The sequence below is a fragment of the uncultured Tenacibaculum sp. genome, from assembly GCF_947499065.1.
Lineage (GTDB): Bacteria > Bacteroidota > Bacteroidia > Flavobacteriales > Flavobacteriaceae > Polaribacter.
Genome location: NZ_CANMMT010000004.1, coordinates 192,945 through 207,635 on the forward strand (window position 1 = coordinate 192,945; position 14,691 = coordinate 207,635).

The window sequence follows — 14,691 nt, forward strand, 5'->3', positions numbered from 1 at the left end:
TTTTGAAACAGTATCTTTTTTACATAACGTTTTTATTATTTTCTTTATGTGTTTTTTCACAAGAAGAAAAAAAGGAAGTTCAGTTTGACGATTCTAGAATCGAGCAAAAGAAATTTGATGCTGAAAAAATAGAAGAGTATAAAAAACAAAAGGAGTTTATATATATTGTTCAAGAAAGTGAACCGACAGTTTTTGACAAATTTTGGGATTGGTTAAAAAGGATTGTAAAAAATATATTGTCTTATTTCTTTGAAGATATTACTCCAGCTGTAGGTTTTTTATGGGATGTTTTAAGAGCCTTACCATATATAATTGCTGGATTAGTATTATTTTTTATTATAAAATTCTTTTTAAAAGTAAAAGCAAGAAGTATTATGGAAGGTAAAAACGCAAAGTCTATTGTAAATCTTTCAGAAGATGAAGCGTTGATAAGAGATAAGGATTTACCAGGTTTAATTCAAAAAGCAATTAATGAAGGAAATTATCAACTAGCAGTACGTTATTATTACTTATTGTTGTTGAAAAATCTATCGGAAAAAGAATTGATTTCTTGGCAACAAGAAAAAACAAACGAAGATTATATAAAAGAGTTATCGTTAAACAAAAGCTTGTACTCAGAGTTTAAAAAACTGACTTATTTATATGATTATGTTTGGTATGGAGATTTTTTAATAGATAAAGAAAAGTTTTTACAAGCCGAAACAAACTTTAAAAGTGTGATTGCTAAAATTTAAGGAATTGGATAAAAAACTAAAAATATATATTGGTTTATTGATATTTATAATACTTGGTATTGTTTATATTGAATCAGTAAAACCAAAAGAAATAAATTGGTTTCCAAGTTATGCTGCAAATCACAAGATACCTTATGGAACATATATTTTACACGAAGAGTTGCCATCTCTTTTTTCAGAAAAGAAAGTAAAAGATATATATCAAAACCCGTATCTATTTTTAAAAGATTCTACACGTAAAGGAACTTATTTGTTTATAGATAATGCTCTTAATTTTGGAGATGAAGAGTTTGAAGAATTATTAGATTTTGTAGAACGAGGAAATAATGTATTTATAGCAACAAATGGTATTTATATAGATACTTTAAATGTAAGAACAAAGCAATTAAGTACGTCTGCATTTGAAGAAAAGGCATATCAAAAAATGAGTAATCCAGAGTTTGGAAACAAAGAGTATTATTTTGATAGAGACTTTCCGAAACGATACTTTTCAGAAATTGACACATTAAATACAACCATTTTAGGAGAGATAATTATTAAAGATGGAGATGGTGTAATTGAAAGTGCCAAAGCTAATTATATTAGAACAAAGTACGGAAAAGGGTATTTTTATTTGCATACTTTTCCCCAAGCATTTACTAATTATAGTATGTTGCTAGAAGATAATTATGAATATGTAGGAAATGTATTGTCGTATTTAGATGAAGATAATTCAGGTATTGGCGAAGGAAAAAGTTATAGTAATAATATAATTTTATGGGACACATATTACAAAACGGGAAAGAGTAGAATAGCCTCGCCAATGCATTATGTGTTAAGTTCAAAACATTTAAAATGGGCTTATTATGTGGCTTTAATAGGGGTATTGTTTTTTATTGTTTTTAAAGGGAAAAGAAAACAGCGATTTATTCCAGTAATTACACCTTTAAAAAATCAAACCTTAGCTTTTACAAGAACAATAGCTAACATGTATTATGAAAAATCAGATCATAAAAATATAGCATCACATAAAATAAATTACTTTTTAGAATATATAAGAACTACTTACAGATTGTCAACATTAAAAATAGACGAAGCTTTCTATGAGAAATTATCAAGTAGGAGTGGAAAACCATATGAAGATGTAGTCAATTTGTTTAAAAAGATAGATGCAATAGCGTCAAAAGAACATATAAAAGAAGAAGAATTAATAGCGTTAAACAAAGCTATAGAAGCGTTTAAAGAATAAAAAAGAATAGGATGAGTGTAGAGAATCCAACAATCGAATCAAATGAATTGTTTTCAAATAGAATAGATTTATCTAAATTAAAGGAAGCAGTAGTAAAAATAAAAGAAGAGCTAGCTAAAGTTATAGTTGGACAAGAAGATTTTATAGACTTATTATTAGTTTCATTGTTAGCAGATGGACATGTTTTAATAGAAGGTGTTCCAGGAGTAGCAAAAACAGTAACAGCTAAGTTGTTAGCAAAAACAATTGCTACAGATTTTAGTAGAATTCAATTTACACCAGATTTAATGCCTTCTGATGTATTAGGAACTTCTGTTTTGAATATGAAAACTTCTGATTTTGAATTTAAAAAAGGACCTATATTCTCTAACATTGTTCTAATTGATGAGATAAATAGAGCACCAGCAAAAACGCAAGCTGCTTTATTTGAGGTAATGGAAGAGAAACAAATTACCATGGATGGAACTCGTTATGAAATGAAACCACCGTTTATGGTGTTAGCAACACAAAATCCTATAGAACAAGAAGGAACATATGCATTGCCAGAAGCTCAATTAGATCGTTTCTTGTTTAAGATAAATGTAGGTTATCCAAATTTAGAAGAGGAGATTAAAATTTTAACAGCTCATAACGAACGTAAAGGAGCGTTGCCTCAAACAAAAGTAACAACTGTTTTAACGGAGACAGAGCTGTTAGAGTATAGAAGTAAAGTATTTGATGTTTTAGTAGAAGAAAAAATTATAAAATACATTGCTGAGTTAATTTCAAATACACGTAATAATTCGCATTTATATTTAGGAGGTTCACCAAGAGCAAGTATTGCAGTATTAATGGCAGCAAAAGCGTTTGCAGCAATTAACGGACGTGATTTTGTAATTCCAGAAGATGTGAAGAAAAGTATTTATCCAGTACTTCGCCACAGAATAATGTTAACTCCAGAAAGAGAAATGGAAGGAATGACTGCAGATAAAGTCATAGAAATAATTGTACAATCAGTAGAAGTACCAAGATAGTGATTCAGTTTTTTAAATCTATATACATACATAATCGCTTTTTTATATACATAAGCATTATATCAGGATTATTTTTATTGTCGTTCTGGTTACCTGTATTATATTCACTTACGTGGATGTTTGTTTGGTTGTTTTTAATAACCATGTGTATTGATTTAATAGTTTTATATCGATTTAAAAAAGGTTTTTCAGCTCAACGTATAGTTTCTGATAAATTATCTAATTCAGATGAAAATGAAATAGCAATTACATTAGAAAATAGATATCCATTTCAGGTTTTTGTTTCAGTTATCGATGAATTGCCAGAACAATTTCAAAAAAGAGATTTTGATTATCTAACATCACTTCAAGTAGCCGATAAAAAATCGTTTACCTATAATGTTCGTCCAGTAGAAAGAGGAGAGTATAAGTTTGGAAATTTGCATGTATTTGTTTCAACATTATTACAGATCTTTTCAAGAAGATATGTTTTTTCAAATGATAAAGCCGTAAAAGTATATCCCTCTTATGTTCAAATGAAGAAGTATGAATTCTTAGCAATGCATAATAATTTGACAGAGTTTGGAATGAAGAAAATTAGGCGTATTGGACATACCATGGAGTTTGAGCAAATAAAAAACTATATTCCTGGTGACGATGTCAGAACTGTAAATTGGAAGGCCACAGCAAAAAGGGGAGAGTTGATGGTGAATCAATACCAAGATGAAAAATCACAACCCATATATTCTATTATTGATGTAGGACGTGTTATGAAAATGCCTTTTGAAGGATTGAAGTTGTTAGATTATGCAATTAATTCAACATTGGCTTTTTCAAATATAGCATTGTTAAAGAATGATAAAGCAGGGATGCTTACGTTTTCTAAAAATGTAGAAAAAATAATAGCAGCAAGTAATAAGAAAACGAATTTATCGGTAATAAATGAAGAATTATATAAAATCACAACCGATTTTTCAGATGCTAATTTTGCTTTATTATATGCTACTATAAAGCGAAAAATAAATCAACGAAGTTTATTGATTTTATATACAAACTTTGAGCATATTTCAGCTTTAAAAAGACAGTTGCCTTATTTGAAAATGATTGCTAAAAAACATTTATTAGTTACAGTATTTTTTGAAAATACAGAATTAGATAAGTTAATCACAGAAAATACAGAAGATTTACAAAGCATATATCACAAAACAATAGCCGAAAAATATGCCTATGAAAAAAGGTTGATAGTTAAAGAGCTAGAAAAAAATAGTGTGCATGCTATTTTAACAAAACCAGCACAATTATCGGTAAATGTAATAAACAAATACTTAGAGTTTAAGGCAAAAGGTATGATTTAAATTATGCTTTAAATAAGTTCTAACTATGTAAGGTTAAGTGTGTTTTAATTTTGTTCGTTCCAATAAAAACTATCAGGGTAAATTCTTTCTCCAAATATGGCAGTTCCGACTCTAACAATAGTAGCACCTTCTTCAATAGCTATTTCTAAATCATTACTCATGCCCATTGATAATTCATCCATAGATACATTAGGAATATTTAATTGAATAACTTCTTCTTGAATAGCTTTTAATAGTTTAAAACACTTTCGTACTTCGTTTGACTCAGAACTTAATAAACCAATGGTCATTAAGCCTTTTATATGAATGTTTTTAAGTTTCGAAACTTGTTTAATCAATTCAATTGCATTTTCAGGACTAATACCAAACTTACTTTCTTCATTAGATGTATTTACTTGAATGTACACATCTATTTCTTTATTTTCAAAAGAGAGTCTTTGCTGAAGTTTTTCGGCAAGAGAAAGCCTGTCTATGGACTGAATACAAGTACACCATTTTAATACTTCTTTTATTTTATTGGATTGTAAATGACCAATAAAATGAATTTCAGGATTCCATTCAGCAACAGCATTGCATTTATCTTTAAACTCTTGAGCTTTATTTTCACCCATTAAAGTAACACCTTCTTGCATAGCAATACTAATTTTTTCGGGACTAACAGTTTTAGTTGCTAATAAAAGCCGAACTTCTTTTGTAGATCTTCCTGAATTTTTACAAGCATTATTTATTCGGTTTTGTATGATGCGTAAATTATCTACGATAGTTGTACTCATAAATCAATGTTTTTGAACTTTTTTTTTGTATCGTTCAGTAATTATTAAATACTTAATTTTAGTTCTTCTTCTAAAATAATTTGTCGTTTTAACTCTTTAAAAACAGTGTTTTTTGCTTCTGCATAAGAAACATTATAGATTCTTTGAATATCTCTATATTTTTCAGGATACTGAGATAGTAAGCTTGTATAATATACATCCAATAAACTGTTTGTAGGAAGCTTAAACTCTAGTTGTATTTGAAACCTCCTTAGTATTGCAGTATCTATTATTTCTTTATAATTGGTAGCAGTAATTAAAATAACGTTATCAGGTAAATAATCTATAAGTTGAATAATAGTATTCACTAATCTTTTCATTTCTCCAGAGTCTTTTTGATCATAGTCGCGCATTTTTGCGATTGCATCAAACTCATCAATAAACAGTACTGCGTTTTGTCTAATAGCCTTGTCAAATAAACTTTGAATATTTTTAGCAGTTTCCCCTAGTTTAGAAGAAACAATGCCACCTAAATTTAGAATAACCATTGGCTTTTTAAGAACACCAGCTATAGCCTTTGCCGTCATTGTTTTACCACAACCAGTATGACCATAAAGGAGAATTTTATTATCTATTGGCAAATTAAATTCTTGTAGCGCTTTTCTATGTTTGAATTCTTTTAAGAACTGCTCAATAATTGTTTTGTTAGATTGACTAAAATGAATTTCATCTAAGTTATCAATAACTATGTTATTTGACTTTATATATAAATTGCTTTGCATTATACTTATTATTAAAAATCAATTGATTTCTACTTTCTTAAAACATGAAGAAATCTAGAGGTTGCAAATATAATTAGGAATCCTTACTTTATGAAGGTTTTTGTTGAAATAGTTGTATAAAAAAAGCGACCCAATTGGATCGCTTTTTATTTAAACAGAAGTTTTTATCTACTTTGTTCTATTATCTCATTTATTTGTTCCATCATTTCATCCCAACCAGTAGCCAATCTGTAACCAGTAAGAGCTAAATAAACAACGTTAATAATTAATGCAATCATAGCAACTGTTTTAGCAGTTTTTATTGCTTTTAAAGATGCAGCATCATATTGTTCTGGGTTTGCTTCAGCATCTTTCATTTTGTTGTTTGCAATAATAAAGGCAGGTGCAGCTAAAACAACACCTAAACCACCAAAACAACAACATAAAAAACTTATAATTGATAATACATAAATAACAGTTGGGTTAAATTGTTTTTCCATAGTAGATTTATAAAATTAAGTTAATTGATTCATTTTTATAATATAGCTTATCACGATAATAAGTACATTAATTACAGCTAAAATACTGATTATTTTTTGAGCATGTTTAACTTTATAAAAGAAGTTAAGAATAATAACAAAAGCTAAAAGAAGAAGCGTGTAAATAGCAGGGTACATTTTAAAAGCTTCTATAAATTCACCTTTTAAAATTAGAGCTAAAGCACGTTGAATACCACATCCTAAACAATCAACTCCAAAGAGTTTTTTGTTTAAGCAAGGCAACATATAATCTTCAAACTGTACAAACATCTTAGTTGTTATTTAAACATATCCATTCCAGGAATATTAGGCATACCAGCTTTGGCAGCAATAGCTAATTCCTGTTCATTAATATCACCAGCTCTTTTTAAAGCTTTATTTAAAGCCAAAATTAAATAGTCTTCTAATTCTTCTTTGTCTTCTAACAAAGATTCGTCTATTGTGATTGCTTTTACTTCTCTATTGGCAGTAACCGTAACTTTTATAGCACCACTGGCAGCAGATTCGTCAATTAAAACTGTATTTAAACGTTTTTTAGTTTCTTCAACTTTTTGCTGGGCTTCTTTTATTTTGCCCATCATACCAGAAATATCTCCAAACATTAATCGTCTTTTTTATTATTTATATACAAGCAAAAATAGTATTTTCACAAGTAAAATGTTTAATTTAAATAAAAATGAAAAAAATTATGTTCCCCGCTATCGCATTTAGCCTTATTTTTGCGTCCTGCAAAAAACAAGAAATGAAGAAAGACATAAAAGCTCCAGTTGCTGATAAGCAGCCAACTACCTTAGAGAAACACGGAGATGTGCGTATAGATAATTACTTTTGGATGCGTTTAACTGATGAGCAAAAAAATGCCGAAGTTAAAGACAATCAAACCCAAAAAGTATACGATTATTTAAATGCAGAGAATGCATATTACGATGAAGTAACAAAAGATACGAAAGAGTTTCAAGAGAAGTTATTTGAGGAAATGAAAGGTCGTATTAAGGAAGATGATGAATCAGTACCTTATAAGAAAAGCGGATATTTCTATATAACTCGTTATGAAAAGGGACAACAATACCCAATTTATAGTCGTAAGAAAAGTAGTTTAGAGGCAGAAGAGGAAATAATGTTTAATGTTAATGATGAAGCAGAAGGACATGATTACTTCCAATTAGGAGGTTTAAGTGTATCACCTGATAATAAATTAACAACTTTTGCAACAGATACAGTAAGCCGTCGTCAGTATTTTATAAAAGTTAAAAACTTAGAGACTGGTGAAGTTTATCCAGATAAGATTGAAAATACGACAGGAGGATCAGTTTGGGCAAATGATAATAAAACAATTTTCTACACAAAGAAAGATCCAAAAACATTACGAAGTTCACAAATATATAAGCACGTTTTAGGAACAGATTCATCTGAAGATGTATTGGTTTTTGAAGAAAAAGACGAAACATTTGGAACTTTTGTAACGAAAACAAAATCGAAAAAATACTTAGTAATTGGTTCGTATAATACGGTTTCTACAGAGTATCAAGTACTAGAAGCTGATAATCCTGATGGAGATTTTAGAGTTGTTCAACCACGTGAGCGTGATTTAGAATATGATATTGCGCATTATGGTGATCATTTCTATATCAAAACAAATAAAGATGGAGCAACTAACTTTAAGTTAATGAAAACTCCAGAAGATAAAACTACTAAAGAGAATTGGGTAGATGTTATTCCTCATAGAGAAGATACATTATTCGAAGATTTTTCAATTTTTAAAGACTATTTAGTTTTAGAAGAAAGAAACAACGGATTAAACAAGATTAGAATTAAGCGTTGGGATGGTTCGGAAGATTATTACTTACCTTTTGATGAAGAAACTTATTCAGCAGGAGTGTATTCAAATCCAGAATTTGATACAGATATCATCCGTTACTCATATAATTCTATGACAACTCCAAGTTCGGTAATTGATTTCAACATGAAAGATAAATCAAAAGAAATCAAAAAAGAACAGGAAGTATTAGGTGGAAAGTTTGATAAAACAAATTATGTAAGTAAGCGTATTTGGGTGCCAGCTAGAGATGGTAAAAAAGTAGCTTTATCAATTGTACATCATAAAGACACTAAGATTGATAAAAATACACCAGTATTACAATATGCATATGGTTCGTATGGATATACTATTTCTGATGGATTCTCAACAACACGTTTAAGTTTATTAGACAGAGGTTTTGTGTATGCATTAGCACATATTAGAGGAAGTCAGTATTTAGGAAGAGAGTGGTATGAAGATGGTAAAATGTTGAATAAGAAAAATACATTTACCGATTTTATTGATTGTTCTAAATATTTAATTGATAACGGATATACATCGCCAGAGCATTTATATGCAATGGGAGGATCAGCAGGAGGATTGCTAATGGGAGCAGTTATCAATATGAATCCGGAACTGTATAATGGAATTATATCAGCAGTACCATTTGTAGATGTAATTTCAACTATGTTGGATGATAGTATTCCATTAACTACTGGTGAGTATGACGAATGGGGGAATCCTAACGATAAAGAATATTACGACTACATTAAATCGTATTCTCCATATGATCAGGTAGAAGCAAAATCATATCCAAATATGTTAATTACTACAGGTTTACACGATAGTCAAGTACAATATTGGGAGCCTGCAAAATGGATAGCAAAGCTTAGAGATTTAAAAACTGATGATAACATGTTGTTCTTACATACAAACATGGATGCAGGACATGGAGGTGCTTCAGGTAGGTTTGATGCATTAAAAGAAACAGCTGAAGAATATGCATTCTTTTTAATGTTAGAAGATAAGTTAGAAAAATAGTTATATTTTTGCGCTCGATTGAGTGTAAGCGTCATTGCGAGAGCAACGAAGATTAGCAATCTCAATAAAAAAAGATTACTTCGTTATTCACCCTCGTAATGACGTTTTTTTATTAAATATAATGGATAGAAATCAACAAATAGCCGATAATATACTAGCACTAGTAGGACAAACCCCTTTAATTAAACTACATAGAATTACAAAAGGCTTGCCGGGTAAATTTTACGCGAAAGTTGAGGCATTCAATCCAGGGCAATCAGCAAAAGATAGAATAGCTTTACATATTGTTGAAAATGCAGAGAAAAAAGGAATTCTGAAACCAGGAGATACTATTGTAGAAACTACCTCAGGAAATACAGGTTTTAGCTTAGCAATGATAGCTATGGTAAAAGGTTATAAGTGTATTTTGGCAGTAAGCGATAAGTCATCTCAAAACAAAATTGATGTTTTAAAAACAATGGGAGCTGAGGTTCATGTGTGTCCTGCAAATGTAGCTGCAGACGATCCTCGTTCGTATTATGAAACAGCAAAAAGAATTCATAAAGAAACTCCAAATTCAATTTACATCAATCAATATTTCAATGAACTAAATATTGAAGCGCATTACCATACTACAGGTCCTGAGATTTGGGAACAAACCGAAGGTAAAGTAACACATGTTGTTGTAGCAAGTGGAACGGGAGGGACCATTTCTGGAACAGGGCGTTACTTAAAAGAACAAAATTCTAATGTTCAAATTTTAGGAGTAGATGCAATTGGATCTGTGATTAAAAAATATCATGAGACTCGCGAGTTTGATTCAAACGAAATCTCTCCTTATAAAATAGAAGGTTTAGGGAAAAACTTAATTCCTTCATCAACAGATTTCGACGTTGTAGATATCTATGAAAAAGTAGCTGATAAAGAAGCTGCTTTGAAATCGAGAGAGTTGGTAAAAACTGAAGGATTATTTTGTGGATATACTTCTGGAGCAGTAATGCAAGCAGTACAACAGTATGCCGATAAAGATATGTTCGATGAACATAGTGTAGTGGTGGTAATCTTACCAGACCACGGAATAAGATACATGGACAAAATTTATTCTGACTCTTGGATGCAAGAGCAAGGTTTCTTAAATTAACAGTTTAAGAAAATAGCTTAGTGAGTAAAATACCTATAGATAACATACCTGAATCTTATATAGAAAGTACAAAACTTCCTGAGCTTTTTGTGTATGACCTCAAGATGAATGAGGATGCTATTAAAACCAAAGTAAATCTGAACATGCATATGTTTAGTTTTTTACAGACTGGGAAAAAGCAGGTTCATTTTGCAGAAGGCGCTTTTTTAGTAGATAATTCACAATCAATTTTAATTAAAAAAGGGAATTGCCTTTGGAGTGAGTTATTAGATGCTGAAGAAACTTATTATTGTAAATTGCTATTCTTTTCGGAAGAAAAACTAAAAGAGTTTTTTCAAAAACATGGTCGTAGTACAGAAAAAGAGATGCAAGCTAATTCATGCTATGTAATAGAAAATGACGATTATATAGAATCTTATTTAAACTCATTGAATACCATTAAGAACACAAAGTCAGAGTTAGTAGAAAGTTTATTAGCTATTAAGTTTGATGAGTTATTGGTGTACTTAATTACCAAGTATGGCGAATCGTTTGAAGACTATTTATTCTCATTAATATCAAAAGAAGCTTCTCCTTTAAAAAAGACTATTGAGAAAAACCTTTATACATCACTTACCTTAGACGAAATAGCTTTTTTATGTAATATGAGTCTTTCAACGTTTAAAAGACACTTTATAAAAGAGTACAAGGAATCTCCAGGAAAATGGTTTAGAAATAAACGATTGAATAAAGCTAAAGAGCTTTTGGAAAAAGGAAACAAGAGTCCTTCGGATGTATACTTAGATTTAGGATATAATAACCTGTCAAACTTTAGTGCTGCTTTTAAAAATCAGTTTGGAATCAATCCATCAGAAATTTAATTTGACCTTTTTTCATAACAAGATGAACCTATCTTGTAACTATTAAGCTTTGAAGCTACTGTAATTTTGCATCGGAAATATTAATAAATAAGAAGATGAATATTACATTAGAACAAGCAGAAAAAATAATTGTAGCAGCAAAAGAAAAGTCTGAAGCAATACATACTAAAATGAACATAGCTGTAGTAGATGCAGGAGCAAATCTAGTAGCTTTTTCTCGTATGGATGGAGCATGGTTAGGTTCGTTAGATATCTCAATTAAAAAAGCAAAAACATCGCGTTTTTTCGATATGAATACTGGAGTAATAGGAGAATTATCGCAACCAGGAGCGCCTTTATTTAATATAGAGAACTCTAATAATGGATTAATTACATTTCCAGGAGGAGTACCTGTAAAAGATGCAGACGGAACTATTATTGGTGCTGTTGGAGTAAGTGGTAGCTCAGTAGAAAACGATCATATAGTAGCAGAAGCAGGAGCAAACGCAATTTAAAAGAAGAAAAGGTGAAAGAAAGGGGGTAGCCATGGCTATCCTTTTTTTATTGAATATAGCTAAGTAATTATGAGAAAATATATAGCTGAGTTTATTGGGACATTTACATTGGTTTTTTGCGGTACAGGAGCTGTAATTGTAAATTCTTTATCAGAAGGAAGTTTAGGGTTGTTAGGAATCTCAGCAGCTTTTGGAATTGTTATAATGGGAATTATTTATGTCTTTGGAGCATTTTCTGGAGCGCATATCAATCCAGCGGTTACCATTGCTTTAGCAGTTGGTAAGTTAATACCTAAAAGAGAAGTGATACATTATGTGATTGCTCAAGTACTTGGGGCTTTTTTAGCAAGCGTATTATTATACTTAATCTTTGCAGAAACACAAACTTTAGGCGAAACCTTACCTAGTGGAGGTGTAATCTCTTCATTTGTGCTAGAAACTGTATTAACATTTTTTTTGATGCTAACAATTCTGGGGGTAACGAGTCAAAAAGATTACAGTTGTTTAGCAGGAATAGTTATAGGTGTTTTTGTAACTGGAATTATTTTAATTGCAGGTCCAATTTCAGGAGGTTCTTTTAATCCAGCTCGTAGTTTAGCACCAGCAGTACTTTCTGGAAATATTCATTCACTATGGATATATATTATAGCACCTATATTAGGAAGTGTTTTAGCAATGTTATTATGGAAGTTTATGGTTAGGGAGGAGTAGTTTTTATTCATAATTAACCCTTTTAATATCTTCGCATCTAATATGTGTTGTAAAAGTGCTAAAGAAACCGAGTTTAAATTCTTTAATTTTTTTCCAAACTCCATTATCATTTTTATAAAATGTTGTAAACTCACTTCCGCTACAACGTCTTTTTTTGATTATAGAAACTAATGCATATTTCTTGTTACTTGAAAAAATTGGTTTTGAAAAATGAAAATAAACAGTTTCTTCAGGATTATTTTTATCGTCAATATTCCAGCTTTTAACAAAAGTATCATAGAACTTTTTGTTATGCCAAATTCTTTTTTTATTCCATAACCATTTCTTTTTTACAATTAATGTATATGGTTCTTTGTTGTTAATTAAACTGTCATATTTCTTTTGGTCAATTCTGTATTTAACAAACCTTATTTTTTTAGTTTGTGGAGGGGATAAATAACGAATATAATTCTTCTTAGAAGAAACATATTTTACTTTATTTAAATTATAATCTTCCCAATTAATAGTATCTTTTTCAGCTTGTGTATAAATAAAATCGTTAGGAAAGTTTTTATTAGCTAATTTTAATTTTCTTATTTCATGATTTAGCCGTATTTCGTGTATTTTTTGTTGTTCAATACTTTTAGAAACTAAAAAAAAATATTTAAAATTTTCGGGAACTTCATCTTTAACGATTTGATTAATTAAATTTTCAATATCTGATTTTTGTCCAAATAAATTTAGACTTCCAAAAATTAATATTATAACTAATACTTGCTTCATTTACATTATTGTTATGAATTTATTTTTCGTTTAGCTTGTTTATAGTATCTAAAAGCCAATCTTCATTTACTTTTTTTGATTTTTTATTTTCGATAACTTTCTTTTCTAGTAATGGAATAAACTCTTTAGCATTGAGTAACTCAATAGAATCTAAAATAAGAGAACAATTTCCGTCAATGTTTTTAAGTTCTTTTTTTAAAACTTCTTTTATTCGCTCATCTTTTCTTTGAGCTAAACCAGTAATAGCTTCATATTTTGTTTCTTCGTCTTTATCTGAAATTCTATTCCATAAAGCAGTTCTTATTTTCTCGTTATCTGTTTCAATTTGACTTCCGATTCCAAAAGTAGACCAGTCCCTTATGTCAGAATCTTTATCATTCGATAGTTTTATTAAAGTATCTATAGCATTATCTTTTTCAACCGAAAGAAGAGAAGAAATTAAGCTACGTTTTACGGATACACTTTTATGGTTTTGAAAAGAACAAAGCAGTTCAACTTGTTTATTTGTTAATTTTTCATTGTTGTGTCCAACTCCATATAATATTGAAGTTATAACATTTTTATTAGTTTCGTGTTTTAATAAATCAAAGAATAATGTTAATATTTCTTTTTTATAAAGTCTTGGAAAACCAAATTGAGATAGTATATCTATTCCTATTATTCTTTCTTTAGCAAAATTAGATTTGGTTAATAAAACACTTCTTTTAAAAATTTCGTCAGTTTTTCGCTTTCGTAATTCACCCACATAATTCCAATAGTTTTTCTTAGACTTATTTGTTAAAAGTCTAGTAAATATCTTTTCAGTTGTATAATTGGTTAATTTATTCACAGATGTTTTTAATGAATGGTTTATATATGGAGTGTACCTCTACAAGAACGTTGTAAAGTATAGTATTTTAATATTCTTCTTTTGGGAGCTTTTTATATTCGGATAATATTTTGTCTTTATCAATTTTGGATAACCCAAAATTTGTGCGCATACTAGGAGGTAATTTAGGAATTTGGTCGTCAATCATTAAAACATCTTGAACTAGATACCTTCCAATTTCTCTGTTCCATCCAGTACATCCAGATTGAAACTCTAAAAGATATGTTGTGTCTTGGATTGCTTTCAAAACTAATTCAGTTTTATTGACAAAATCTTTTTTTCTTAATAGACCTTCATATGCAATTGCTTTGACAGTCCCATTAGGGTATTCAATCAATTTTTGAAGCTCAGATTTTGTAGCGTGTTTCATAATCCATTTTCTTCTATCTACTTCATCTATTGTAGAAACTCCCATTCCGCCAACACCGCTTGTAATTCCTCGTAATTCCGATTTTTTTATGGAGTCTTTTATTTTTACTCTAATTCCACTCCAATTATAACTCCAATTAGGTTCGTAATTATTTGCAAAAACAATAATAGCTCCAATTGAAAGAATTGTCAAAATAGGGAATAAGATAGAGTATTGATTTCGTTTTTGGGTGTTTACGGAATTTCTTTTCATATTGGTTGACAATTTCTTTAAAGATAAACTTTTAGTTATCTGAATCGATGCTTT

General features: G+C 29.7%; 17 protein-coding genes. 9 read left to right on the forward strand and 8 right to left on the reverse strand.

Annotation, left to right across the window (positions count from 1 at the left end; translation table 11 throughout):
• Positions 1-2: 2 nt before the first annotated feature.
• Genes Q0958_RS10525 through Q0958_RS10540 form a run of 4 tightly spaced genes read left to right on the forward strand, consistent with a single transcriptional unit; the run spans position 3 to position 4,309 of the window.
• Positions 3-734: a DUF4129 domain-containing protein gene (locus Q0958_RS10525; RefSeq protein ID WP_299122756.1), complete on the forward strand. Its 732-nt coding sequence runs from the start codon at positions 3-5 to the stop codon at positions 732-734.
• 4 nt (positions 735-738) lie between these two features.
• A complete protein-coding gene (locus tag Q0958_RS10530; RefSeq protein WP_299122757.1) occupies positions 739-1,962 on the forward strand; it encodes a DUF4350 domain-containing protein in 1,224 nt (407 codons plus the stop codon).
• 11 nt (positions 1,963-1,973) lie between these two features.
• On the forward strand, positions 1,974-2,975 hold the full coding sequence (locus tag Q0958_RS10535) for a MoxR family ATPase (protein ID WP_299122759.1): 1,002 nt from the start codon (positions 1,974-1,976) through the stop codon (positions 2,973-2,975).
• Positions 2,976-2,977: 2 nt separating this feature from the next.
• Positions 2,978-4,309 (forward strand): DUF58 domain-containing protein, encoded by a 1,332-nt coding sequence (locus tag Q0958_RS10540; RefSeq protein ID WP_299123135.1) that lies wholly within the window; start codon positions 2,978-2,980, stop codon positions 4,307-4,309.
• Between the two features lie 44 nt (positions 4,310-4,353).
• Here the strand turns inward: Q0958_RS10540 and Q0958_RS10545 are convergent, their stop codons facing one another.
• From Q0958_RS10545 to Q0958_RS10565, 5 genes are all read right to left on the reverse strand, one after another.
• Complete coding sequence (locus Q0958_RS10545) at positions 4,354-5,082, reverse strand: YggS family pyridoxal phosphate-dependent enzyme (RefSeq protein ID WP_299122760.1); 729 nt, start codon at positions 5,080-5,082, stop codon at positions 4,354-4,356.
• Between the two features lie 44 nt (positions 5,083-5,126).
• Positions 5,127-5,843 (reverse strand): ATP-binding protein, encoded by a 717-nt coding sequence (locus Q0958_RS10550; protein ID WP_299122762.1) that lies wholly within the window; start codon positions 5,841-5,843, stop codon positions 5,127-5,129.
• A 164-nt stretch (positions 5,844-6,007) separates the two neighbouring features.
• Positions 6,008-6,322, reverse strand: a complete 315-nt coding sequence (locus Q0958_RS10555) for a CCC motif membrane protein (RefSeq protein ID WP_299122764.1) — start codon at positions 6,320-6,322, stop codon at positions 6,008-6,010.
• 15 nt (positions 6,323-6,337) lie between these two features.
• The gene (locus Q0958_RS10560) at positions 6,338-6,631 is read right to left on the reverse strand and encodes a DUF2752 domain-containing protein (RefSeq protein ID WP_299122766.1); all 294 of its coding nucleotides are present in this window, start codon (positions 6,629-6,631) and stop codon (positions 6,338-6,340) included.
• Positions 6,632-6,639: 8 nt separating this feature from the next.
• Positions 6,640-6,963, reverse strand: coding sequence for a YbaB/EbfC family nucleoid-associated protein (locus Q0958_RS10565; RefSeq protein WP_299122768.1), 324 nt, complete (start codon positions 6,961-6,963; stop codon positions 6,640-6,642).
• A gap of 140 nt (positions 6,964-7,103) precedes the next feature.
• Here Q0958_RS10565 and Q0958_RS10570 point away from each other — a divergent pair, with 140 nt between their 5' ends.
• The 5 genes from Q0958_RS10570 (at position 7,104) to Q0958_RS10590 (ending at position 12,385) form a co-directional block, all read left to right on the forward strand.
• The gene (locus tag Q0958_RS10570; protein ID WP_299122771.1) at positions 7,104-9,200 is read left to right on the forward strand and encodes a S9 family peptidase; all 2,097 of its coding nucleotides are present in this window, start codon (positions 7,104-7,106) and stop codon (positions 9,198-9,200) included.
• Between the two features lie 121 nt (positions 9,201-9,321).
• Positions 9,322-10,320 (forward strand): pyridoxal-phosphate dependent enzyme, encoded by a 999-nt coding sequence (locus Q0958_RS10575; protein ID WP_235274666.1) that lies wholly within the window; start codon positions 9,322-9,324, stop codon positions 10,318-10,320.
• A 20-nt stretch (positions 10,321-10,340) separates the two neighbouring features.
• Entirely contained in the window at positions 10,341-11,180 is an 840-nt protein-coding gene (locus tag Q0958_RS10580; protein ID WP_366140151.1) for an AraC family transcriptional regulator, read from the forward strand.
• 95 nt (positions 11,181-11,275) lie between these two features.
• Positions 11,276-11,674, forward strand: coding sequence for a heme-binding protein (locus tag Q0958_RS10585; RefSeq protein WP_299122775.1), 399 nt, complete (start codon positions 11,276-11,278; stop codon positions 11,672-11,674).
• A gap of 69 nt (positions 11,675-11,743) precedes the next feature.
• On the forward strand, positions 11,744-12,385 hold the full coding sequence (locus tag Q0958_RS10590; protein WP_299122777.1) for an MIP/aquaporin family protein: 642 nt from the start codon (positions 11,744-11,746) through the stop codon (positions 12,383-12,385).
• A gap of 3 nt (positions 12,386-12,388) precedes the next feature.
• Here Q0958_RS10590 and Q0958_RS10595 read toward each other — a convergent pair whose 3' ends face one another.
• From Q0958_RS10595 to Q0958_RS10605, 3 genes are all read right to left on the reverse strand, one after another.
• Complete coding sequence (locus Q0958_RS10595) at positions 12,389-13,147, reverse strand: hypothetical protein (protein ID WP_299122779.1); 759 nt, start codon at positions 13,145-13,147, stop codon at positions 12,389-12,391.
• A gap of 19 nt (positions 13,148-13,166) precedes the next feature.
• Positions 13,167-13,976: a HEAT repeat domain-containing protein gene (locus Q0958_RS10600; RefSeq protein WP_299122781.1), complete on the reverse strand. Its 810-nt coding sequence runs from the start codon at positions 13,974-13,976 to the stop codon at positions 13,167-13,169.
• Positions 13,977-14,043: 67 nt separating this feature from the next.
• Positions 14,044-14,637: a hypothetical protein gene (locus Q0958_RS10605; protein WP_299122784.1), complete on the reverse strand. Its 594-nt coding sequence runs from the start codon at positions 14,635-14,637 to the stop codon at positions 14,044-14,046.
• Positions 14,638-14,691 lie beyond the last annotated feature (54 nt).